Below are 21,384 nucleotides of genomic sequence, written 5' to 3' on the forward strand. Positions count from 1 at the left end.
ACAACTGCGGTTAACCGCATAACCTCGCTCGGGATGCCCGAATCTCCTGCATTTCGTACTGCAGGGTTGGCCGCAGCCGCAGCCGCAGCCGCAGTACGCGGCGGACGCGCGGCGCGCGGCGCGCGGCGCGCGCGGGGTTGCGCCTCAGGACGCCGCCGCGATCGCGTCGGCGGCCCGCACGAGCGCCAGGTGGCTGAGCGCCTGCGGCGTGTTGCCCGCCTGGCGCCGGCCGGCCACGTCGTACTCCTCGCTCAGCAGCCCGACGTCGTTGGAGAATCCGCACAGCCGGTCCATGAGGGTGATCGCATCCGAGAGGCGGCCCGAGCGCGCGTACTGCTCCACGAGCCAGAAGGAGCACGCGAGGAACGCGTTCTCGCCGGCGGGCAGGCCGTCCACCCCCGACTCGGTGCGGTAGCGCAGAAGCAGGCCGTCCTCCAGCAGCTCCTGCTCGATCGCGGCGACCGTGCCGAGCATCCGCGGGTCGTCGGCGGCGAGGTAGCCCACCTGCGAGAGCTGGAGCAGCGAGGCGTCCACCCCCGAGCCGCCGTAGTACTGCGTGTAGGTGCTGCGCGCCGCGTCGAAGCCGCGGTTCTCGATGTCGTCGCGCATCTCCTCGCGCAGCTGCCGCCAGCGCTCGACCGGGCCGTCGAGCCCGAACTCCTCGACCGCGCGCACGGCGCAGTCGACGGCGGCCCACAGCATCACGCGGGAGTGGGTGAACTCCCGCTCCGGCCCGCGGATCTCCCAGATGCCGTTGTCCGGCCGCCTCCAGTTCTCCTCCACGTAGGCCATCAGAGCGCGCTGCACGGGCCACGAGAAGTCGGGCTCGTCACCCCCGCGGCGCCGGGCCTCCTGGAGCGCGAGCATGACGTGGCCGAATCCATCGCCCTGGAACTGCGTGTACGCCCCGTTGCCGACCCGCACGGGAGCCGCCCCCTGGTAGCCGGGCAGCGACGCGAGCTCCCACTCGTCCAGCCGGCGCTCGCCGGAGAGGCCGTACATGATCTGCACGTCGTCGGGGTCGCCGGCGATCGCGCGCAGCAGCCAGTTGCGCCACGCGTCGGCCTCGCCGACGTAGCCGTGGTTGAGCAGCACGTGCAGCGTGAGCGAGGCGTCGCGCAGCCAGACGTACCGGTAGTCCCAGTTGCGCCCGCCGCCGAACTCCTCCGGCAGGCTCGTGGTCGCCGCGGCGACGATGCCGCCCGTGTCCTCGTGGGTGAGGGCGCGCAGCACCAGCAGCGATCGGCGCACCTCTTCGGCGTACACGCTCGAACTGCCCGCCCCGGATGCCCAGTGCCGCCACCATTTCGCCGTGCTCGCGATGCGCTTCCTGACCGAGAGCGGTGCCGGCGCCTCGCGGTGGGCCGGATACCAGGTGAGGGTGAGGTCGACGGCCTCGCCGGGGTGGACCCGGAAGTCCCCGACGTGCGAGTGGCCCTGCGCCGTGAGCTCCGGTCCGCGCACGACTATCGCGTCCGGGCCGGCGATCGCGAGGAGGGCGTGGCCGCCCTTCTCGGGCACCCGCCGGATCCACGGCAGCGCGTCCGCGTACCCGAACCGGACGCGCAGGTCGATGTGCATGTCGACCCAGCCGCTCACTCCGCGCACCTGCCGGATGACATCGGCCCGGCGGTCGCCGTGCGGCATCAGGTCGACGACCTCGACTACGCCGGTCGGCGTGGTCCAGGTGGTGACGAGGATGAAGGTGTCCTCCTCGTAGCGCCGCGTGCTCGTCGCGGCGGGGTCGCTCGGGGCGAGCATCCACCGGCCGTGCTCTTCGTCGCCCAGGAGGGCGCCGAACGTCGACGCCGAGTCGAACCGCGGCAGGCACAGCCAGTCGATGCTGCCGTCGCTGCCCACCAGGGCCGCCGTGTGGCAGTCGCCGATGATCGCGTACTCCTCGATGGGCAGGGCCACGGTCACTCCTCCATCAGGTCGGCCGAGACCAGCGCGCGTGCCAGCTCGGCCCCGTTCTGGCCGTAGAACCAGCGCACGGCCGACTCCTCCTCGCGCTGCGCGGCCTTGGTGCGGCCGCCGGCCAGCACGGCCTCGCCGGTCGACAGCTGTCGGATCGCCACGGCCGCGACGTTGTCCGGATGCGCCGCCGCGAACTCCCCGTAGAGCGCCTCGTCGTGCTGGCCGTCGTCGCCGAACAGCAGCCACCGCAGCTGCGGGAACTCCTCGGCGAGCCGCGCGAGGTTCGAGCGCTTGTGCTCCTGGCCGCTGCGGAACCACCGGTCGTGCGTGGGCCCCCAGTCGGTCAGCAGCAGTGCCCCGGGCGGGTAGAGGTTGCGGTCGAGGAACCGCGTCAGGGTCGGCGCGACGTTCCACGCCCCCGTGGAGAGGTAGATGACAGGCGACGCGGGATGCTCGCGCCGCAGCCGCTCGTAGAGCACGGCCATTCCCGCCACCGGGGTGCGCGCGTGCTCGTCGAGCACGAAGGTGTTCCACGCCGCGAGGAACGGCCGCGGCAGGGCGGTGACCATGACGGTGTCGTCGACGTCGGAGACGATGCCGAACCGAGTGGCCGGGTCCACGATGAACACCGGCGCCGTGACAGGCTCGGTGCCCTCACTGCGCAGCGTGATCGTGTGCCAGCCGGGGTCGAGCTCGGTCTCGATGCGCACGTCCACCACGCCGCCGCGGTTGGGCGTCACCCGCTGCTCGACGCCGCCGGCCATGACCATCACATCCGCGTCCGCCACCGGGATGCTGAAGAAGCTGCGCCACCCGCGCACCTTGTCGGCGCGCTGCCGCGCCGCGCCGTCGGCGCGGGCGAGGACCACTCGGCAGAGGACCCGCGTCCAGCCCGGTGCGCCGTACCCCGCGTACGGCACGATGGTGGTGACGAGCCCGCGTCTGCGGCCCCTCCGTTCGCGCCAGCGGTGGAACGCGTCCTCGATCCGGGCCGCCCGGTGCATGATCTGTGCTGCGGGCTCGGCCATCACCCCAGCCTAGGCGGGAGGCTCCGTGCCGATCGGCTGGATGAGCTCGGGCGAGTTGTTCCGCACGTTCCCCACCGCGCGGTCGACGACGTGGAACTCGACCCGCTGGGCCACCTCCTCGCCGCCGTGCGAGATCTCGGCCAGCAGGTCCTCCTCGCCCTCGGTGTGGGGGTCGAGCCATTCGTCGAGCAGCTCGGGGGAGAGGAAGACGGGCATCCGGTCGTGGATGCCGGCGAGCTCACCGGTGGCCTCGCGCGTCAGGATCGAGGTGGAGAGCAGCCACTTGTCCGGGGAGTCGTCGGCCTCGGCCGGGTTTCGCCACCACTCGTAGAGCCCGGCGAACACGAAGAGCTCGCCCTCCGGCAGGTGGATGAAGTGCGGTGTCTTGATGTCGTCGACCGTCTTCCACTCGTAGTAGCCGGTGGCGGGGACGATGGCGCGGCGCTTCTTCACCGCATTCTTGAAGTGCGCCTTCTCGGCGGCCGATTCGATGCGGGCGTTGAAGGCGGTGACCCCGACCTTGACGTCCTTGGCCCACGGCGGCACGAGCCCCCAGCGCGCGCCCTCGAGCCTGCGCACCGGCGGGTCGTCCGGATCGGCGCCCTTGGGGATGGTGTCGAGCACGATCGGCACCCGGTCGGTCGGGGCGATATTGAAGGAGGGCCCGGGGAGGTCTTCGGCGCTCCGATCGACGTCGAACATGTCCACAAGATCGCTAGAGGCACCCGCTACAACGAATCGTCCGCACATAATTAGGAATTCTCTCAGGTACCTGTGACGTTAATGCGGCGCTCCCGCCGCGGGGTCACGGTACAATTCAGGGCGCGAGTTAAGCGCGTAATCGAAACCAGGAGGGGTCATGGCAGCCCAGGAGATCGTCGAGAACATCCCCGATTCCCGCGCAAGCCTGCGCAACGAGCCCGTCCAGGCCCGCAGCGCCGCGCGCCTCACCGCCCTGCTCGACGCCGCCGCCGCCATCATCGACGAGATCGGGTACGAGCGCCTGACGACCGCCATGGTCGCCGAGCGCGCCGGCGCCTCCATCGGCACCGTCTACCGCTACTTCCCCGACCGCATCGCGGTGCTGCAGGCCCTCTCGGCCCGCAATCTCGAGCGGGTGCTGGACAAAGCCACCAGAGCTATCCACGACGAGCGGCAGACCACCTGGGTCGCGGCCCTCGGGGCATCCTTCGGCGTGCTCGTCGACGCCTTCAGGAGCGAGCCCGGATTCCGCGGCCTCCGCGTCGGCGACGTGCTCGACATCCGTCCCGCGACGCACGACCGCACGTTCAACTCGATCGTGGCGGACGGCCTGCTCGGCGCCCTCATCGAGCGCTTCGGCTTCACGGACAGCTCCGAGCTGCGGTTCCACTTCGAGACCGCCGTGGAGATCTCCGACGCCCTCGCCACGCGCGCCTTCGCCCGCGACCCGCAGGGCGACGCGGCCTTCCTTGAGACCAGCCGCGACGTCGTCGCGCAGCTCCTCACGCCGCACTTCGGCCGCCCGTAAGGGGATAGGCCCGCCCGGTGAACCGGTGCGAGGGCCCGCAGTGTAACGCCGCGACACAAAGGCGCAACCGGGTATGACAGTGGCTCCGAATACTGTTTAGCTGGTTATGACCTGGCAGGTGCCGATCCGCGTTGCCGCGCGGGCGCGGCGCTCTCCGACAGATTGGGCCCCATCGTGATCGAGTTCCGCGCTGTCTCCAAAGAGTTCCCCGATGGAACGGTCGCGGTCGACAACTTCAGCCTGGTCATCCCGTCACGCAAGACGACGGTGCTCGTGGGCTCCTCCGGCAGCGGAAAGACCACGCTCCTGCGGATGATCAACCGGATGGTCGAGCCGAGTTCCGGCGCCATCGAGATCGACGGCGACAGCATCCTCGACCGCAACCCGGTGGCCCTGCGCCGCAGCATCGGCTACGTGATGCAGAACTCCGGCCTGCTGCCGCACTTCAAAGTCATCGACAACGTCGCGACGGTCCCGATCCTCAACGGCGTGCCGCGCAATGTGGCGCGGGAGCAGGCTCTCGAGCTGCTCGACACCGTCGGCCTCGACCGCTCCGTCGCGAACCGCTACCCGAGCCAGCTCTCGGGCGGCCAGCAGCAGCGGGTCGGCGTCGCCCGCGGCCTCGCGGCCAACCCGAACATCCTCCTGATGGACGAGCCCTTCGGCGCCGTCGACCCGATCGTCCGCGCCGAGCTGCAGCAGGAGACCATCCGCCTGCAGCGCGACCTCGACAAGACGATCGTGTTCGTCACGCACGACATCGACGAGGCGTTCCTCCTGGGCGACCAGGTCGTCATCCTCGAAGAGGGCGCCAAGGTGGCCCAGATCGGCAGCCCGACGGAGATCACGGAGAACCCGGCAAACGACTTCGTCGCCAACTTCATCGGTGTCGAGCAGGGCAAGCGCGCGCTCTCGATCAAGAAGACCAAGACGGGCTCCGTGCTCGTCGACAGCGAGGGCCGCGCGCAGGGCGTGCTTGTCGAGAGGCCCACCGCGTGAACTGGCTCCTCGACAACTTCGGGCTCATCGGCAGCCTGACCATCGAGCACTTGAAGCTCGCGATTCCCCCGATCATCCTCGGGTTCATCATCTCCATCCCGCTGGGCTGGCTTGCGTACCGCTACAAGCTCACTCGCGGCCTGTTGCTCACTGTCGCGGGGCTGCTCTACACGATCCCGTCGCTCGCCCTGCTCCCGATCCTGCCGGTGCTTCTCAACATCAGCTTCCTCAGCCCGCTGAACCTCACCGTCGCGCTCACGATCTACGCCGTGGCCATCATGGCGAGGTCCATTGCGGATGCCCTCTCCTCCGTCGATCCCGCGGTGCGCCAGGCGGCCACCGCGATGGGCTACGGCGGGTGGCGCCGGTTCTGGGCGGTGGAGTTCCCGCTCGCCGGGCCGGTCATCCTCGCCGGTCTCCGGGTCGCCGCCGTGAGCACCATCAGCCTCGTGACGGTCGGAATCCTGATCGGCGTCCAGAGCCTGGGCTACCTGTTCACCAACGGCTTCCAGCGCCGCATCATCCCGGAGATCCTCACCGGGGTGGTCATGGTGCTGCTTGTCGCCCTCGTCATCGACTTCCTGCTCGCCCGCCTCGGGCGGCTGCTCATGCCGTGGGCGCCCTCGTCCACGCGAGCACGACGCCTCACCGAGGCCTCTAGCCGCACGCCCATCCCGCAGGGAGGGCCGCTCGCATGAACCTCCTCGCCGAGGCCTTCGCCTGGATCTTCTCGCCCGACCGCCTGACGGGGTCGTCGCCGCTGCCCGCCGCGATCGGTCTGCACCTGTTCTACACGTTCCTCGCCGTCATCATCGCGGCCCTCATCGCGATCCCGCTCGGCTACTACATCGGCCACACGGGCCGCGGCCGCAATCTCGCGGTGGGCATCTCCGGGGCGGCCCGGGCGATCCCGTCGTTCGGCCTCATCCTGCTGCTGGTGCTCGTCATCGGCGTCACGCAGAAGCCGCTCGCGGCGACCATCGCGTTCGTGCTGCTGGGCATCCCGTCGATCCTCGCCGGCGCCTACGCGGGGCTCGAGGCTATCGACCGGCGCGTGATCGACGCGGCGCGCGCGGTCGGCATGACCGAGTGGCAGATCCTGTTCAAGGTCGAGATCCCGCTCGGGCTCCCGCTGCTCATCGGCGGGCTGCGCGCCGGGGCGCTGCAGATCGTCGCGACCGTGGTCCTCGCCGCCTACGTCACGCTCGGCGGCATCGGCACGTACATCATCCTGGGCATCGCGACCAAGCAGTACGACGCCATCCTCGGCGCGGCTCTCGTCATCGTCGCCCTGGCGCTCCTGCTCGACGGGGCCTTCGCCCTGCTGCAGCACCTCGTCGTACCGCGCGGCGTGACCGCCGGGCGGCCCAAAGAACTCCGCACCACGTCATCCCGACGTCGCGCGGTGGTGGAAACTCCCACCGTCTAAGAAAAGAGATAACGCATGTTCACAGCAAGGAACAAGGGCCGGCTCGCACTTGGTGCAGTCGTGGTCGGGGCGGCATTGGCCCTGTCAGGGTGCGCAACAGGTGACCCGCTGGACTCGGGCAGTGGCGAATCGCCGAGCAGCGAGACGATCACGGTCGGCTCGCAGGCTTACTACTCCAACGAGATCATTGCGGAGATCTACTCCCAGGCTCTGGAGAACGCCGGTTTCACCGTCGAGCGCCAGTTCCAGATCGGCCAGCGCGACGCCTACCTGCCCTCGCTCGAGAACGGTGATGTCGACCTGTTCCCCGAGTACACCGGCAACCTGCTCCAGTTCTACAGCCCCGACACGAAGGCCACGACGTCCGCCGACGTCTACGCCGAGCTGAAGGACGCCCTGCCCAAGGGCCTCACCGTGCTCGACCAGGCCGCGGCCACCGACCAGGACTCCTACAACGTGACCAAGGAGTTCGCGGACGCGAACAACCTGAAGTCGCTCGAGGACCTGGCGAACGTGAAGACGCCCCTCACCCTCGGCGGCAACGCCGAGCTCGAGGAGCGCCCGTACGGCCCCAAGGGCCTGCTCTCCGTGTACGGCGCGACCGTGGGCTTCTCCGCCACGGGCGACACCACCGTCGAGGACCTCCTCGCCGGCACGATCAACATCGCCAACGTGTACAGCGCCGACCCGCGCATCCAGACCGAGAACCTCGTGACGCTCGCCGACCCGAAGGGCCTCTTCCTGGCCTCGAACGTCGTGCCGCTCGTGAACGCGGACATCGCGGACTCGATCGCCGATGTCATCAACGCCGTGCAGGCCAAGCTGACGGCTGAGGGCCTTGTCGCCCTCAACGTCGAGTCCACTGTCGACCAGAAGTCGTCGGCGGACATCGCCAAGAAGTGGCTCGAGGACAACGGCCTCCTCAAGTAGCACTGAGTGACAGGAGGGGCGGATGCTTCGGCATCCGCCCCTTTCCTATTCCTCCATGTGGCGGGCCTCGCCCCGCTCGATGAGCTTCTTCACGACGACCACTCCCACCAGGAAGACGGCAACGATACCGACGAAGATGTAGCCGGCGTAGTGCAGTCGGTCGAGCAGGGCCTCGAAGCTGCCCGCGGCGAAGGTGCCGACGGAGACGTAGGCAAAGCTCCAGATGGCGCACGCGGGAAGGGTCCACGCGATGAACTTGCGGTAGCTCATGGTGCTCATGCCCACGGTGACCGGGATGAGGGAGTGCAGGAACGGCAGGAACCGCGACACGAAGATCGCGATGCCGCCGCGGCGGTCGAGGTAGTTCTCCGCGCGGACCCACCAGGCCTCGCCGATGCGCCGACCGAGACGGGACGCGCGCAGGCGCGGGCCGAAGAACCGGCCGAGCAGGAACCCGATGCTCTCGCCGCACAGCGCGCCGACGATCACGGTGAGCGCGAGAGCGAAGTACTGCGGGATGCTGTCGACCGCGGTCGCCGCGACGATCACGATGGTGTCGCCGGGCACGACGAGGCCGACCAGCACCGAGGTCTCGAGCAGGATGCCGACCCCGGCGAGAATCGTTCGCAGTACCGGGTCGACCGACTGCACGATCCCGAGGATCCAGCCGAGTGCGCCGCTCAGCAGTGCACCGAACCACTCGATGGGGTTGGCCGCTGTCGCGAGGAGGAGCTCGTGCATCCTTCGAGCCTACGGTCCGGCGGCGTGTCCGTCTCGGGGGTTATCCCGAGCTACCGGCGCAGGGCTTCCAGCCGAGCGCGCCACTGGGCGAGGCGTCCCGGCTTCTCGGCGAGCTCGGGGCCGTCCACCCACTTCGTGACGATCCGGATGCCGTGCAGCGCGCTGAGCGCCCACAACTCGGTCCCGTCCAGCTCGGCGGGGGTGACCGCCTCCTCGTGGGTGTCAAGCCCGAGCGCGCGGGCGAGGGTGAGGACGCTGCGCGCGGTGACGCTGTCCACACGGTCGAATGTCTCGGGCGGCCCGCACAGGATCTCGCCGCGCCACCAGAGCAGCGCCGAGTAGGCGCCCTCCACGACGTAGCCGTCCTCCGTGAGGATGACCGCCTCGTCCGCGCCCTGGGCCTGCACGGCGGTGCGGATGCGCAGCATCGACGACAGGTCGGGACCCTTCACTGCGGGCTCGGTGCGCGGGTCCGGGCCGGTCCACGTCGCGAGGACGGCGGAGCGGGTCCGCTCGGGGGCCGACCTGAGCCGGAGCACCAGCCGGCGCGGCTCGTGCAGCTCGACGCGCGGGAACCACTCGCCGTCCGACGGGATGGCGGCGACCGCGGCATCCCAGAACTCCTCGCTGCCGGGGGCCGACGACAGGAAGCGCTCGCGGTGAAGCCCGAGCGCGAGAGTGCGCCCCTCGACGACGAGCCAGGAGTCCGCCGCGACGATGCGGCTCTCGGTCATGTCGCAGTACTCGAGTGCTTCGAGCACGTTGCCCTCGTCGGTAGCTCGCCACCGGAATATCGACTCCACGACTTCAGGGTACGGCCACCCGCTCTCGTGCAGTTCCGCCCTCTCCTAGGCTTGGGGGATGCGCCCCCGGGTCCTCGCGGCTTCCCTCGGCCGTTGGGTCGACCCCGCGGCCGCCTACGCGGCAGTCTGCGGTGACTCGGATGCCGCGTTCTGGCTCGACAGCGGACCGGGTGCGACCACAGGAATGAGCTACCTCGGGCTCGCGGCAGAGGCGGTCACGGAGTTCGACGGCCCCGTGCTCGACTGGCTGCAGCACGAGCTGCGATCGCAGGACGTCGACACGGCGGATGCCCCGCCAGGGTTCGCCCTCGGCTGGGTCGGGTGGCTCGGCTACGAGCTGCGGGGCGAGACGATGGGCGTGCCGGTGGCGCGGGCGTCACGGTACCCGCTCGCGGCGTGGCTGCGGGTGGACCGGGCCCTCGCGTTCGACCACGCGCGGCGCGAGGTGACCCTGCTCGCGCTCGACGGCCTCGACCGGTGGCGCGACTCGGTCACTGCGGCTCTCGAGGCGCCTGTGGCCCCACTCCCGTCGAGAACCATGGGGAACGGCACCGCCAGCTGGGCGTACTCCGACGACGCCTACCTGGACATGGTGCGCGCCTGCCAGGCCGCCATCACCGAGGGCGACGCGTACCAGCTCTGCCTCACGACCGAGGTCTCGGTCGGCATCAGCCCCGACCCGCTCGCGGCGTACCTCGCACTGCGCGCCTCGAGCCCGACCCACCATGGCGCCCTGCTGCGGGTGGGGCGGGTGTCGCTCCTGAGCGCGTCGCCCGAGCAGTTCCTGGCGGTCTCTCCGAACGGGGTGGTGCGCACGAGCCCGATCAAGGGCACCCGCCCGCGCGGCACGACCGAGGCGGGGGACTGGAAACTCCGGGACGAGCTGCAGTCGAGCGACAAGGAGCGCGCCGAGAACGTGATGATCGTCGACCTGATGCGCAACGACATCGCCCGCGTCTCGAAGCCCGGCACAGTCGGGGTCACGAGCCTGCTCGCCGTCGAGAGCTACGCCCAGGTGCACCAGCTCGTGAGTACCGTGCGCGGCGAGCTCGACGACGGCCTGGACGGCATCGACGCGATCCGGGCGTGCTTCCCGGCGGGATCGATGACGGGGGCGCCGAAGCGGTCGGCCACGACGATCCTCGACGGCCTCGAGCAGCGGGCGCGCGGCATCTACGCCGGCGCGTTCGGCTACGTGGGGCTCGACGGCGCGGTCGACCTGGCCATGGTCATCCGGTCGATCATCGTGGATGCCGCGGGCTGCACGATCGGCACCGGGGGAGGGATCACCGCTCTCTCCGTGCCGGAGGAGGAGCTCGCGGAGGCGAAGCTGAAGGCGGCCGCCCTGCTCGCGGTGCTGGGGGTGTCGGCATAACGAGCCGCGGGACGGCGATCACCGGTAACCTTGACGGGGTCGTTCGCGCAGGAGCGGACGACTCTCGATCAACGGTGATCGGCCCTCCGCACAGCAATGAATTGAGACCCTCCGTGACCGACACCACCGCCAGTCAGCCCCACGAGCGCGACGAGCGCGACGACAGCTACGGCTACGACATCGACGCCATCCAGGCGAAGTGGAAGCCGATCTGGGACGAGATGAAGCCGTGGGCAACGGACGACCCGGCCGACAAGCGCCCGCGCAAGTACATCCTCGACATGTTCCCGTACCCGTCGGGCGACCTGCACATGGGCCACGCGGAGGCCTACGCGTTCGGCGACATCGCGGCGCGCTACTGGCGCCAGCGCGGCTTCAACGTGCTCCACCCGATCGGGTGGGACTCGTTCGGCCTGCCCGCCGAGAACGCGGCCATCGAGCGCGGCGTGAACCCCGTGGGCTGGACCTACGACAACATCGCGCAGCAGAAGGCGAGCATGGAGCGCTACGGCGTCTCCTTCGACTGGAGCCGCGTGCTGCACACCAGCGACCCCGAGTACTACAAGTGGAACCAGTGGCTGTTCCTCAAGCTGTACGAGAAGGGCCTCGCGTACCGCAAGGAGAGCTGGGTCAACTGGGACCCGAAGGACCAGACCGTGCTCGCCAACGAGCAGGTGCTGCCGGATGGCACGTCCGAGCGCTCGGGCGCGGTGGTCGTCAAGAAGAAGCTCACGCAGTGGTACTTCAAGATCACGGAGTACGCGGACCGCCTGCTCGACGACCTCAACCAGCTCGAGGGCTCCTGGCCCGCGAAGGTGCTGTCGATGCAGCGCAACTGGATCGGCCGCTCGGTCGGCGCCGACGTGGACTTCGAGATCGAGGGACGTGACGAGAAGGTCACCGTCTTCACCACGCGCCCCGACACCCTGTACGGCGTGACCTTCATGGTCGTCGCGCCCGACTCCGACCTCGCCGCCGAGCTCGCTGCGGGCTCGAGCCCCGAGGTGCAGGCGTCGTTCAAGGCCTACCTCGAGCAGGCGCAGAAGAACACCGAGATCGAGCGGCAGGATGCCACGCGCGAGAAGACCGGCGTGCCGCTCGGCAGGTTCGCGTTCAACCCGGTGACGGGGGAGCGCATCCCGATCTGGACCGCCGACTACGTCCTCGCCGACTACGGCCACGGCGCAGTGATGGCCGTGCCCGCGCACGACCAGCGCGACCTCGACTTCGCGCGGAAGTTCGACCTGCCGGTTCGCGTCGTGCTCGACGTGAACGCCCCGGTCACCGGTGCGATCCCCGTGCTGGAACTCGACGAGAACGGCCAGGCGATCCTGCCGGACGACCTGCCCCCGCTCGACCCCGCCGCGACCGGTGTCGCGCTCGGCGGCGACGGCCGGATGATCAACTCCGGCCCCCTCGACGGTCTGAGCAAGAACAACGCGATCAAGAAGATCATCGAGCAGCTCGAGGCCGCGGGAACCGGTCGGGCCGCCAAGACCTACCGCCTGCGCGACTGGCTCATCAGCCGGCAGCGGTTCTGGGGCACTCCCATCCCGATCATCCACGGCGCCGACGGCGAGCTGATCCCCGTTCCCGAGGACCAGCTGCCGGTCGTGCTGCCCTCCACGGAGGGGCTCGACCTCAAGCCGCGCGGCGAGTCACCGCTCGCGGCCGCGAGCGACTGGGTGAACGTGCCCGACCCCCGCGACGGCAGCCCCGCCAAGCGCGACGCCGACACGATGGACACGTTCGTCGACAGCTCGTGGTACTTCCTGCGGTTCATCTCGCCGAACGACGACGGCAAGGCGTTCGACATCGCCGAGGTCGACAAGTGGCTTCCCGTCGACCAGTACGTGGGAGGCGTCGAGCACGCGATCCTGCACCTGCTCTACGCGCGCTTCATCACGAAGGTGCTGTTCGACCTGGGCTACGTGAGCTTCACCGAGCCGTTCAGCGCGCTGCTGAACCAGGGCATGGTGCTCTCCGAGGGCAAGAAGATGTCCAAGCGCAGCCGGAAGAGCACGACGTTCACGGGCGAGGTCGACGCGTACGGTGCGGATGCCCTGCGCCTCACCCTCGCCTTCGCAGGTCCTCCCGCCGACAACATCAACTGGGAGGACGTCTCGCCGACGGCCTCTGCCAAGTTCCTCGCCCGGGCCTTCCGCCTCGCGTCGGACGTGACGAGCGCCCCCGAGATCGAGTGGAAGACGGGCGACCAGGCCCTGCGCCGCCAGACGCACCGCTTCCTCGCCGACGGCCCGGGGCTCGCGGAGTCCCTCAAGTTCAACGTGCTCGTCGCGCGCATCATGGAGCTCGTGAACGTGACCCGCAAGGTCATCGACTCTGGCGCGGGCGGCGGCGACGCCGCGGTGCGCGAGGCGGTCGAGGTCATCACGATCGCGCTCAGCCTGTTCGCGCCGTTCACCGCCGAGGAGATGTGGGAGAAGCTGGGCTACCAGCCGACAGTCGCCCTCGCGGGCTGGCGCAAGGCGGACCCCACGCTCCTTGTGGAGGAGTCCGTGACGGCCATCGTGCAGGTTGACGGCAAGGTCCGCGACAAGCTCGAGGTCGGTCCGAAGATCTCCTCCGAGGAGCTCGAGAAGCTCGCCCGCGCGTCGGCCGGGGTCATCCGGGCCATCGGCGACCGGCAGATCGTCAACGTGATCGTCCGTGCCCCGCGCCTCGTCAACATCGCCACCAAGCCCGCGTAGTCCGTCGGTCTCGCGCTCGCTGAGATTCTCGGAGCGAGCGCGAGCCTAGCCTCAGCGGGTGGACCTCCCGCTCTCGCCCCGTGTCAAGGCCGGCGGGGTCGTGGTCCTCGTGCTGGCGGGCCTCGGCTGCGCCGTCCTGGTCTCGGCGCTCAGCGACCGCGGCGGTGTGCGGGTCGACGTCCAGCCGACGGCGACGGCGGTCGCGGCATCCGGGTCGGCGATCTTCGTGCACATCCTCGGCGCGGTCGCCCGGCCCGGCCTGTACGAGCTGCGGGACGGCGATCGCGCCGTCGACGCCGTGGCCGCGGCAGGGGGATTCCTCGAGACCGCCGACCAGTCGCAGCTGAACCTCGCGCGGCTGCTCGTGGACGGCGAGCAGATCGTCGTCCCGGTGGTGGGGCAGGTGCCGGCCGTCGTCCCGGGCACCACCGCGAGCGGACTCGTGAACCTCAACACCGCGGATGCTGCGACGCTCGAGACCCTGCCCCGCGTCGGCCCGGCGATGGCGGCGCGCATCATCGAATGGCGCGAGGCGAACGGCCCGTTCACTGCCGTCGACGATCTGCTCGGCGTCACGGGAATCGGGGACAAGACGTTCGAGGGCCTCCGCGAGCTCGTGACCGTATGAGCCGCCCCGACTTTCGTCTTGCCATCCCGGCCCTCTGCGGGTGGGTCGCCACCGCGGTCGTCATCGGCTTTCCCGCGGTCTCCCTGCCCGTTGCGCTCGCGGGATGGCTCCTCGCCGGGGCACTGGCGGTGCGGCACCCTCGCTCTGCCCTCGTCCTGCTGGCGGTCGCCCTGTGCTGCACCTCGATCCTGCTCCACAGCGCTGGCCGGCATCCTGCATCCCTGCTCGACGCAGCTACTGCTCACCGCAGCGTCTCGGTGGTGCTGAGCGCGACACAGACTGTGCTCCCGGGCAGCGAATCGTTCGAGTCGCAGCTCGAGCAGGCAGGCGGCGAGCGGATGTCGGTGCCCGTGCTCGTCCTCGGCGGGGCGCCGGCCGAACGGGCGGGGATCGGGGCGCGGCTCGCGTTCACCGGAACGCTGGCGATGACAGAGGCGGGGGATGATCGCGCTTTCCTCCTGTTCCCTGCTGGCGCGGTGAAGGTGGTCCAGGACCCGCCCTGGCAGCTGGACTGGGCGAACGGCCTCCGGGAGCGGTTCCTCGCGTCCGCGACAGCGCTGCCCGGCGACGGCGGCGACCTCCTCGCCGGGCTCGCAATCGGAGACACGAGTGCAGTGGGCGCCGAGCTCGACGCGGCGATGAAGGCGTCGTCCCTCACGCACCTGACCGCGGTGTCCGGGGCGAACTGCGCCGTCGTCATCGGGCTCGTCATGCTGGCGGGGGCTGCTCTGGGGGTCCCGCGCGGAGTGCGGATCGGGGCATCCGGAGTCGTCCTTGTCGCTTTCGTGGTGCTCGTCACACCCGAGCCCAGCGTGCTGCGCGCGGTGGTGATGGCCGCGCTCGTTCTCGCCGCTCTTGCGGGCGGCCGCCCGTTGCAGGGGCTGCCGATCCTGTCCCTCGCGACCGTAGGGCTTCTCGTCGCCGACCCGTGGTTGGCCCGCAGCTTCGGCTTCGTGCTCTCGGTGCTCGCCACCGCGGGGCTGCTGCTGTTCGCCTCGCCGATCGCCCGCGCACTGGAGCGCTGGCTGCCCCGCTGGCTCTCCCTCGTGATCGCCGTGCCCCTCGCCGCGCAGCTCGCGTGCCAGCCCGTGATCATCATGCTCAACGCGTCGATCCCGACGTACGGCGTGGTGGCCAACCTGCTCGCCGAGCCGGCGGCGCCGGTCGCGACTGTGGTGGGGCTGGCCGCGTGCGTCGCGCTGGCGATAGCGCCGCCCGTGGGGGAGCTGCTGTGCGCGGCGGCCTGGCTGCCGTCCGCCTGGATCGCGGCGGTCGCGAAGCTCTTCGCCGGTGCGCCGTTCGCGCAGCTCCCGTGGCCCGCCGAACTCCCGGGCGTGCTGCTCGCCGTCGCCGTGAGCGCGCTCGCCCTCCTGGCGCTGCGCCGCCGGTGGGCCCGAGCAGTGCTCTTGGCGTCGCTCGTCGTGTACGCGGGCTTTTCCGCCGGCGGCCGCCTCGCCGAGCAGTGGGGCAGGCCCGCCGAGTGGCAGATCGCGGGCTGCGACATCGGGCAGGGCGATGCCTTCCTGCTGCGCAGCGGCGGGGAGACGATGCTCATCGACGCCGGGCCGGACCCGGCGCTGCTCAGAGAGTGCTTCTCCACGCTGGGGATCGGGCGGCTCGACCTTGCGGTGCTCACCCACTGGGACCTCGACCACGTCGGCGGCATCGACGCGGTCGTCGGGCGGGCCGACCGCGTGCTCGTCGGCCCCGCGGACCAGGACGCGCCGCGGATCGTCGACCGGCTCCTCGCCGCCGGTGCGGTGGTCGAGCAGGCGGGCAAGGGTGCGGCGGGCACCCTCGGCGCACTCGACTGGGAGGTGCTGTGGCCCCCGCCGCGGCTCGCGGGCGTCGAGCCCGGCAACGGGGCGAGCCTGACTCTGAGGGTGGACTGCGCATCCGGATGCCTGAGCGCCCTGTTCCTCGGCGACCTCGGTGAGTCCGCGCAAGAGAGACTGCCGCGGGTGGGGCACGTCGACGTGGTGAAGGTCGCGCACCACGGCTCGTCCGACCAGTCCGAGAGGCTGTACTCGGGGCTGGGCGCCGCGGTGGGGCTCATCGGCGTCGGTGCTGACAACGGGTACGGGCATCCCACCGACCGCCTTTTGGATCTGCTCGGGCGCGCCGGCACGGTTCCCCTGCGCACGGACGAGCACGGGCTGATCCTCGTGTCGCCGGGGGAGTCGGAGGGCGCCGTGAGTGTCTGGACCGAGCGGTAGCGTTGACCCATGGCCACCGCAGCGAAGATCCCCCAGCTCGCGTGGAACAAGGTGCGGCCCGCGCCGGTCGTGCTGGTCAGCGGCACCGAGTCGTTCCTGGCCGAGCGGGCGATCCGCTCGCTGCGCGACCTGCTCAAGACGGAGGACCCGAGCCTCGAGATCCACGATCTCGAAGCCGACCAGTACGCGCCCGGCGAGCTCATCACGCTCGCGAGCCCGTCGCTGTTCAACGAGCCGCGGCTCATCCGCGCCGTCAACGTCGAGAAGTGCACGGACGCGTTCATCACCGAGACCATCGCCTATCTCGAGAACCCGGCAGACGACACCTACCTGGTTCTGCGGCACGCGGGCGGCGTGCGCGGCAAGAAGCTGCTCGACGCGGTGCGCGGGGGTGCCGGCGGCGGCATTGAGATCGCCTGCCTGGAGCTCAAGAAGGACCAGGAGAAGAGCGAGTTCGCAGCGGCGGAGTTCTCAGCGGCCGGCAGGCGGGTGACGGGCGGTGCGATCCGCGCCCTCGTCTCCGCGTTCGCCGACGACCTGGCCGAACTCGCGTCGGCGTGCCAGCAGCTGCTGGCCGACGACTCCGACGAGATCACCGAGGTGACCGTCGAGCGGTACTACTCCGGCCGGGTCGAGACCAATGCGTTCAAGGTCGCGGATGCCGCGATAGCCGGTCGACGCGGCGAGGCCCTCATCCTGCTGCGGCATGCGCTGTCGTCGGGCGCCGACCCGGTGCCGATTCTCGCGGCCTTCGCCGCCAAGGTGCGCACGATGGCGAAGGTCATGGGCACGAACGCGCCGGCGGGCCAGCTCGCGTCCAAGTTCGGCATGGCGCCGTGGCAGGTCGACCGGGCGCGGAAGGATCTCCACGGCTGGACCGAGGAGGGCCTCGGCCGCACCATCGAGACCATTGCTGACACGGATGCCCAGATCAAGGGCCTCGGACGAGACCCCGTCTACGCCCTCGAGCGGATGATCGGTATCGTCGCCAACCGGGGCAGCTAGGCCGGTTGTATCGAAACCCGTCTGACGAGCAAGGCCGGTTGAGTAGGCCCTCTGGGGCCGTATCGAAACCCGTCTGACGAGCTAGGCCGGTTGAGTAGGCCCTCCGGGGGCCGTATCGAAACCCGTTGTCCCATGACTGGTTTCGATACACGCGCCAGAGCGCGCTACTCAACCCGCCCTAACGACGAAAGCCCCCGCCGAGGCGGGGGCTTTCGTTGAAGTGCTGGTTACAGCGCGGCGACCTGCTTGGCGATGGACGACTTGCGGTTCGCGGCCTGGTTCTTGTGGATGACGCCCTTGGACGCGGCCTTGTCGAGCTTCTTCGCGGCGGTGGCGAGAGCGGTCGTAGCGGCGGCCTTGTCGCCGGCGGCAATGGCCTCGCGGGTCGCGCGAACGGCGGTCTTGACCTCGCTCTTGACGGCCTTGTTGCGGTCCTGCGACTTCTTGTTGGTCAGGATGCGCTTGATCTGCGACTTGATGTTTGCCACGTGGCTGTACCTTTTCGTTGATGGGGAGTGTCTGGGCGACCCAGTCGGGCCGCGATTCGCGCCGTTCGAAACGACGCGCAAGCCAACAGGCAACATTACCGTGTTTCGGCTCCCGCCGCCACCTCAGTAGCCTGAGTCCGTGCCCCGCCTAGCGTCCCACATCCTTACCGTGCCCGGCAGCGGAATCCGCCGCATCCACGAGATCGCCCTCCGCCTCGACGGCGTGATCTCACTTGCCGTGGGCGAGCCGGATGTCCCGGTGGCGCCGCACATCGCGGCTGCGGCCAAGCGCGCGTGGGACGACGATGATACGAACTACACGGCGAACGGCGGCATCCCGGAACTCCGCGAGGCGATTGTCCGCAAACTCGCGCGCGACAACGGCGTACAGGTCGACACCGAGCAGGTCTGGGTCACTATCGGCGCGACGCAGGCACTCCACCAGGCGATGGCGATCACCCTCGACCCGGGGGACGAGGTGCTCCTGCCCGACCCGGGCTACACGACTTTCACCATGAACGCCCGGATGCTCGACGCGGTTCCGGTTCCCTACCCGCTCGATCCCGCGGCCGGGTTCCTCCCCGAGGTCTCCGAGCTCGAGCGGCTCGTCACCCCGCGCACGCGCGTGCTCATCCTCAACTCGCCGTCGAACCCGCTCGGCACCGTCATCCCCGAGTCGCTCCAGCGCGAACTCCTTGCCTTCGCCGAGCGGCACGACCTGTGGATCATCAGCGACGAGGTCTACGAGGCCTTCACCTGGGGCGAGCGGCACGTGAGCATCGCGAGTCTCGACCGCGGCGATCGGGTGTTCTCCGTGTTCTCGCTGTCGAAGACCTACGCCATGACGGGCATCCGCATCGGCTACCTCGTAACACCGGTGGGGATGGCCGACACGATGCGGACCGTGCAGGAGGCGTCCATCAGCTGCGCGCCGCAGCCCGGGCAGTACGCGGCGCTGGCGGCGATCGACGGTCCGCAGGACGCCGTGGCGGCGGCCCGGGAGCACTACCGCGAGAACCTCGATGCCGCCACAGCGCTACTCGAGAGCCGGGGCATCCGGTACCTCGTGCCCGGCGGCACGTTCTACCTCTGGATCGACCTGCGCCATGCCACGAACGGCGATGTCGCGGGCTGGGCCGAGGGCTTCCTGATGGAGCAGCGGGTGTCGATCGCGCCGGGGAGCGCTTTTGGAGCCTCGGGGGAGGGCTGGATCCGCGTCAACCTCGCGACGGCGCAGGATGCGCTGCTCGAGGGACTCAGGCGGCTTCCCGCCCCGTAGTTTCGGGGGTTACCCCGATGTCGGCGGGGGTCCTGCCTTCCTAGGCTCGAACCATGACAACCACAGCCCCCGACACCGCCACCGCCACCGCCACCACCCCGATCGCGCCCGCCACCGTCACGGACGACAAGGCCTTCAGCATCGCCAGCCTCGTGCTCGGCATCGGCTCCGTATTCATGGGCTTCCAGCCCGTCGTCGCGATTGCCGGGCTCGTGCTCGGCATCATGGCCCTCCGTCGCGAGTCCACCGGCCGTGGTCTCGCCGTCGGCGGCATCATCACGAGCGCCGTCTCACTCGCCGGCCTCCTGATCGGCGCCGTGGCCTTCGCCGCCTTCCTCCCGTTCATCGCGATCGCAGGTGCGTGGGGCTTCAGCTGGTAGGCGTCCAGCGGGCCTGGTGAGTCTCGTGCCCGGCGTCTCGTAAACTCTTAGTCGGCCCGCGCGGGGCCGCAACGAGAGGCGTTCCTTGAGTCCCAGAGCTACCACTGCACTGCAGCCTGCCTCAACCGACCCCGCGTTCATCCGGAATTTCTGCATCATCGCGCACATCGACCACGGCAAGTCGACCCTCGCCGACCGCATGCTCGGCATCACGGGGGTCGTCTCCGACCGCGACATGCGGGCGCAGTACCTCGACCGCATGGACATCGAGCGCGAGCGCGGCATCACGATCAAGAGCCAGGCCGTGCGCATGCCGTGGTCCGACGGATCGCAGACCTATGCGCTCAACATGATCGACACGCCCGGGCACGTCGACTTCACCTACGAGGTGTCGCGCTCCCTCGCCGCGTGCGAGGGCGCGATCCTGCTCGTCGATGCCGCGCAGGGCATCGAGGCGCAGACGCTCGCGAACCTCTACCTCGCCCTCGAGAACGACCTCACGATCATCCCGGTGCTCAACAAGATCGACCTGCCGGCGGCCGACCCCGACAAGTACGCGAAGGAGCTCGCGAGCCTCATCGGCGGCAAGCCGGAGGACGTGCTGCGCGTCAGCGGCAAGACCGGCCTGGGCGTGCCCGAGCTGCTCGACCGGGTGGTCGAGCTCATCCCGCCGCCCCAGGGCGATCCGGATGCCCCGTCCCGTGCGATGATCTTCGACTCCGTGTACGACTCCTACCGCGGCGTCATCACCTACGTGCGCATGATCGACGGCAAGCTCACCGCCCGCGAGCGCATCCAGATGATGTCGACCCGCGCGGTGCACGAGCTCCTCGAGATCGGCGTGAGCTCCCCGGAGCCGACCCCGACCAAGGGGCTCGGCGTCGGCGAGGTGGGCTACCTCATCACGGGCGTGAAGGACGTGCGCCAGTCGAAGGTCGGCGACACCGTCACCAACGCGGCGAAGCCCTCGACCCAGGCGCTGCCGGGCTACACCGACCCGAAGCCGATGGTGTTCTCTGGCCTGTACCCGATTGACGGCAGCGACTACCCGGTGCTGCGCGAGGCGCTCGACAAGCTCAAGCTCTCGGACGCCTCGCTCAACTACGAGCCCGAGACCTCCGTCGCGCTGGGCTTCGGCTTCCGCTGCGGGTTCCTCGGGCTGCTGCACCTCGAGATCGTCACCGAGCGCCTCGAGCGCGAGTTCGGCCTCGACCTCATCTCGACGGCCCCGAGCGTGACCTACGAGGTCACGACAGAGGACAAGAAGCAGTACACCGTGACCAACCCGAGCGAGTTCCCGTCGGGCACGAAGATCGCGCACGTCTCCGAGCCGATGGTGCGCGCGGGCATCCTCGCCCCCAAGGACTATGTCGGCACGATCATGGAGCTGTGCCAGTCGCGCCGCGGCACCCTCATCGGCATGGACTACCTCGGCGAGGACCGCGTCGAGATCAAGTACACGATCCCGCTGGGCGAGATCGTGTTCGACTTCTTCGACCAGCTCAAGAGCAAGACCGCGGGCTACGCGAGCCTCGACTACGAGCCCTCCGGCGACCAGGAGGCCGACCTCGTGAAGGTCGACATCCTGCTCCAGGGCGAGGCCGTGGACGCGTTCAGCGCGATCGTGCACCGCGACAAGGCCTACGCCTACGGCGTGCTCATGACCGAGCGGCTCAAGAAGCTCATCCCGCGCCAGCAGTTCGAGGTGCCGATCCAGGCCGCGATCGGCGCTCGCATCATCGCGCGCGAGAGCATCTCCGCGATGCGCAAGGACGTGCTCGCCAAGTGCTACGGCGGTGACATCACCCGCAAGCGCAAGCTCCTCGAGAAGCAGAAGGAGGGCAAGAAGCGCATGAAGATGGTGGGCCGCGTCGAGGTTCCGCAGGAGGCATTCGTGGCCGCGCTGACCGGCGATGTCGAGGCGGCGAAGAAGACCAAATAGCAT

The 21,384-nt window shown here is 69.8% G+C and carries 19 protein-coding genes; 13 read left to right on the forward strand and 6 right to left on the reverse strand.

Annotated features, from left to right (window positions below; translation table 11 throughout):
• Nucleotides 1-144 precede the first annotated feature (144 nt).
• The 3 genes from AC1RTC_RS02115 to AC1RTC_RS02125 are packed head-to-tail and all read right to left on the reverse strand — an operon-like array spanning nt 145 to nt 3,695.
• Complete coding sequence (locus AC1RTC_RS02115) at nt 145-1,917, reverse strand: glycoside hydrolase family 15 protein (RefSeq protein WP_493153801.1); 1,773 nt, start codon at nt 1,915-1,917, stop codon at nt 145-147.
• Nucleotides 1,918-1,919: 2 nt separating this feature from the next.
• Nucleotides 1,920-2,945 (reverse strand): App1 family protein phosphatidate phosphatase, encoded by a 1,026-nt coding sequence (locus AC1RTC_RS02120; protein WP_493153802.1) that lies wholly within the window; start codon nt 2,943-2,945, stop codon nt 1,920-1,922.
• Nucleotides 2,946-2,954: 9 nt separating this feature from the next.
• Nucleotides 2,955-3,695, reverse strand: a complete 741-nt coding sequence (locus tag AC1RTC_RS02125; RefSeq protein ID WP_493153803.1) for an SOS response-associated peptidase — start codon at nt 3,693-3,695, stop codon at nt 2,955-2,957.
• Between the two features lie 109 nt (nt 3,696-3,804).
• Between AC1RTC_RS02125 and AC1RTC_RS02130 the strand changes: the two genes are divergently transcribed.
• The 5 genes from AC1RTC_RS02130 (at nt 3,805) to AC1RTC_RS02150 (ending at nt 7,813) form a co-directional block, all read left to right on the forward strand.
• Nucleotides 3,805-4,455 carry a TetR/AcrR family transcriptional regulator gene (locus tag AC1RTC_RS02130; protein ID WP_493153804.1) on the forward strand — a complete coding sequence of 217 codons (651 nt, stop codon included), beginning with the start codon at nt 3,805-3,807 and terminating at the stop codon, nt 4,453-4,455.
• A 174-nt stretch (nt 4,456-4,629) separates the two neighbouring features.
• Entirely contained in the window at nt 4,630-5,454 is an 825-nt protein-coding gene (locus tag AC1RTC_RS02135; RefSeq protein WP_493153805.1) for an ABC transporter ATP-binding protein, read from the forward strand.
• Entirely contained in the window at nt 5,451-6,152 is a 702-nt protein-coding gene (locus tag AC1RTC_RS02140; protein WP_493153806.1) for an ABC transporter permease, read from the forward strand. Before AC1RTC_RS02135 ends, AC1RTC_RS02140 begins: the two co-directional genes overlap by 4 nt.
• Nucleotides 6,149-6,883: an ABC transporter permease gene (locus AC1RTC_RS02145; RefSeq protein ID WP_493153807.1), complete on the forward strand. Its 735-nt coding sequence runs from the start codon at nt 6,149-6,151 to the stop codon at nt 6,881-6,883. Before AC1RTC_RS02140 ends, AC1RTC_RS02145 begins: the two co-directional genes overlap by 4 nt.
• Before the next feature lie 15 nt (nt 6,884-6,898).
• A complete protein-coding gene (locus tag AC1RTC_RS02150; protein ID WP_493153808.1) occupies nt 6,899-7,813 on the forward strand; it encodes an ABC transporter substrate-binding protein in 915 nt (304 codons plus the stop codon).
• 45 nt (nt 7,814-7,858) lie between these two features.
• Here the strand turns inward: AC1RTC_RS02150 and AC1RTC_RS02155 are convergent, their stop codons facing one another.
• Nucleotides 7,859-8,497, reverse strand: a complete 639-nt coding sequence (locus AC1RTC_RS02155) for a DedA family protein (protein WP_493154272.1) — start codon at nt 8,495-8,497, stop codon at nt 7,859-7,861.
• A 107-nt stretch (nt 8,498-8,604) separates the two neighbouring features.
• A complete protein-coding gene (locus tag AC1RTC_RS02160) occupies nt 8,605-9,357 on the reverse strand; it encodes an aminotransferase class IV (RefSeq protein WP_493153809.1) in 753 nt (250 codons plus the stop codon).
• Nucleotides 9,358-9,415: 58 nt separating this feature from the next.
• Here AC1RTC_RS02160 and AC1RTC_RS02165 point away from each other — a divergent pair, with 58 nt between their 5' ends.
• From AC1RTC_RS02165 to holA, 5 genes are all read left to right on the forward strand, one after another.
• Nucleotides 9,416-10,732 (forward strand): anthranilate synthase component I family protein, encoded by a 1,317-nt coding sequence (locus AC1RTC_RS02165; RefSeq protein WP_493153810.1) that lies wholly within the window; start codon nt 9,416-9,418, stop codon nt 10,730-10,732.
• A gap of 113 nt (nt 10,733-10,845) precedes the next feature.
• Nucleotides 10,846-13,443: a leucine--tRNA ligase gene (gene leuS, locus AC1RTC_RS02170; protein WP_493153811.1), complete on the forward strand. Its 2,598-nt coding sequence runs from the start codon at nt 10,846-10,848 to the stop codon at nt 13,441-13,443.
• A gap of 58 nt (nt 13,444-13,501) precedes the next feature.
• On the forward strand, nt 13,502-14,071 hold the full coding sequence (locus AC1RTC_RS02175; protein ID WP_493153812.1) for a ComEA family DNA-binding protein: 570 nt from the start codon (nt 13,502-13,504) through the stop codon (nt 14,069-14,071).
• Entirely contained in the window at nt 14,068-16,287 is a 2,220-nt protein-coding gene (locus AC1RTC_RS02180; protein ID WP_493153813.1) for a ComEC/Rec2 family competence protein, read from the forward strand. The genes AC1RTC_RS02175 and AC1RTC_RS02180 overlap by 4 nt, the downstream gene beginning before the upstream one ends.
• A 9-nt stretch (nt 16,288-16,296) precedes the next feature.
• Nucleotides 16,297-17,292, forward strand: a complete 996-nt coding sequence (holA, locus tag AC1RTC_RS02185) for a DNA polymerase III subunit delta (protein ID WP_493153814.1) — start codon at nt 16,297-16,299, stop codon at nt 17,290-17,292.
• Between the two features lie 227 nt (nt 17,293-17,519).
• Here holA and rpsT read toward each other — a convergent pair whose 3' ends face one another.
• Nucleotides 17,520-17,780, reverse strand: coding sequence for a 30S ribosomal protein S20 (gene rpsT / locus AC1RTC_RS02190; protein ID WP_493153815.1), 261 nt, complete (start codon nt 17,778-17,780; stop codon nt 17,520-17,522).
• Nucleotides 17,781-17,919: 139 nt separating this feature from the next.
• On the opposite strand from rpsT, the gene AC1RTC_RS02195 reads away from it, so the two are divergent.
• The 3 genes from AC1RTC_RS02195 to lepA all read left to right on the forward strand — a co-directional run bounded on the left by AC1RTC_RS02195 (nt 17,920) and on the right by lepA (nt 21,381).
• Entirely contained in the window at nt 17,920-19,059 is a 1,140-nt protein-coding gene (locus AC1RTC_RS02195) for a pyridoxal phosphate-dependent aminotransferase (protein ID WP_493153816.1), read from the forward strand.
• 53 nt (nt 19,060-19,112) lie between these two features.
• On the forward strand, nt 19,113-19,439 hold the full coding sequence (locus AC1RTC_RS02200) for a DUF4190 domain-containing protein (RefSeq protein ID WP_493153817.1): 327 nt from the start codon (nt 19,113-19,115) through the stop codon (nt 19,437-19,439).
• Nucleotides 19,440-19,524: 85 nt separating this feature from the next.
• Nucleotides 19,525-21,381, forward strand: a complete 1,857-nt coding sequence (lepA, locus tag AC1RTC_RS02205) for a translation elongation factor 4 (RefSeq protein ID WP_493153818.1) — start codon at nt 19,525-19,527, stop codon at nt 21,379-21,381.
• Nucleotides 21,382-21,384: the final 3 nt, after the last annotated feature.

The organism is Rhodoglobus sp. GW821-FHT12B09, from assembly GCF_058809925.1.

Coding starts and splice junctions, on each gene's coding strand:
- AC1RTC_RS02125 (WP_493153803.1), bottom strand. CDS start 3,695: ATGTGCGGACGATTCGTTGTAGCGGGTGCCTCTAGCGATCTTGTGGAC.
- AC1RTC_RS02145 (WP_493153807.1), top strand. CDS start 6,149: ATGAACCTCCTCGCCGAGGCCTTCGCCTGGATCTTCTCGCCCGACCGC.
- AC1RTC_RS02180 (WP_493153813.1), top strand. CDS start 14,068: ATGAGCCGCCCCGACTTTCGTCTTGCCATCCCGGCCCTCTGCGGGTGG.
- AC1RTC_RS02150 (WP_493153808.1), top strand. CDS start 6,899: ATGTTCACAGCAAGGAACAAGGGCCGGCTCGCACTTGGTGCAGTCGTG.
- AC1RTC_RS02165 (WP_493153810.1), top strand. CDS start 9,416: ATGCGCCCCCGGGTCCTCGCGGCTTCCCTCGGCCGTTGGGTCGACCCC.
- AC1RTC_RS02200 (WP_493153817.1), top strand. CDS start 19,113: ATGACAACCACAGCCCCCGACACCGCCACCGCCACCGCCACCACCCCG.
- AC1RTC_RS02120 (WP_493153802.1), bottom strand. CDS start 2,945: ATGGCCGAGCCCGCAGCACAGATCATGCACCGGGCGGCCCGGATCGAG.
- AC1RTC_RS02130 (WP_493153804.1), top strand. CDS start 3,805: ATGGCAGCCCAGGAGATCGTCGAGAACATCCCCGATTCCCGCGCAAGC.
- holA (WP_493153814.1), top strand. CDS start 16,297: ATGGCCACCGCAGCGAAGATCCCCCAGCTCGCGTGGAACAAGGTGCGG.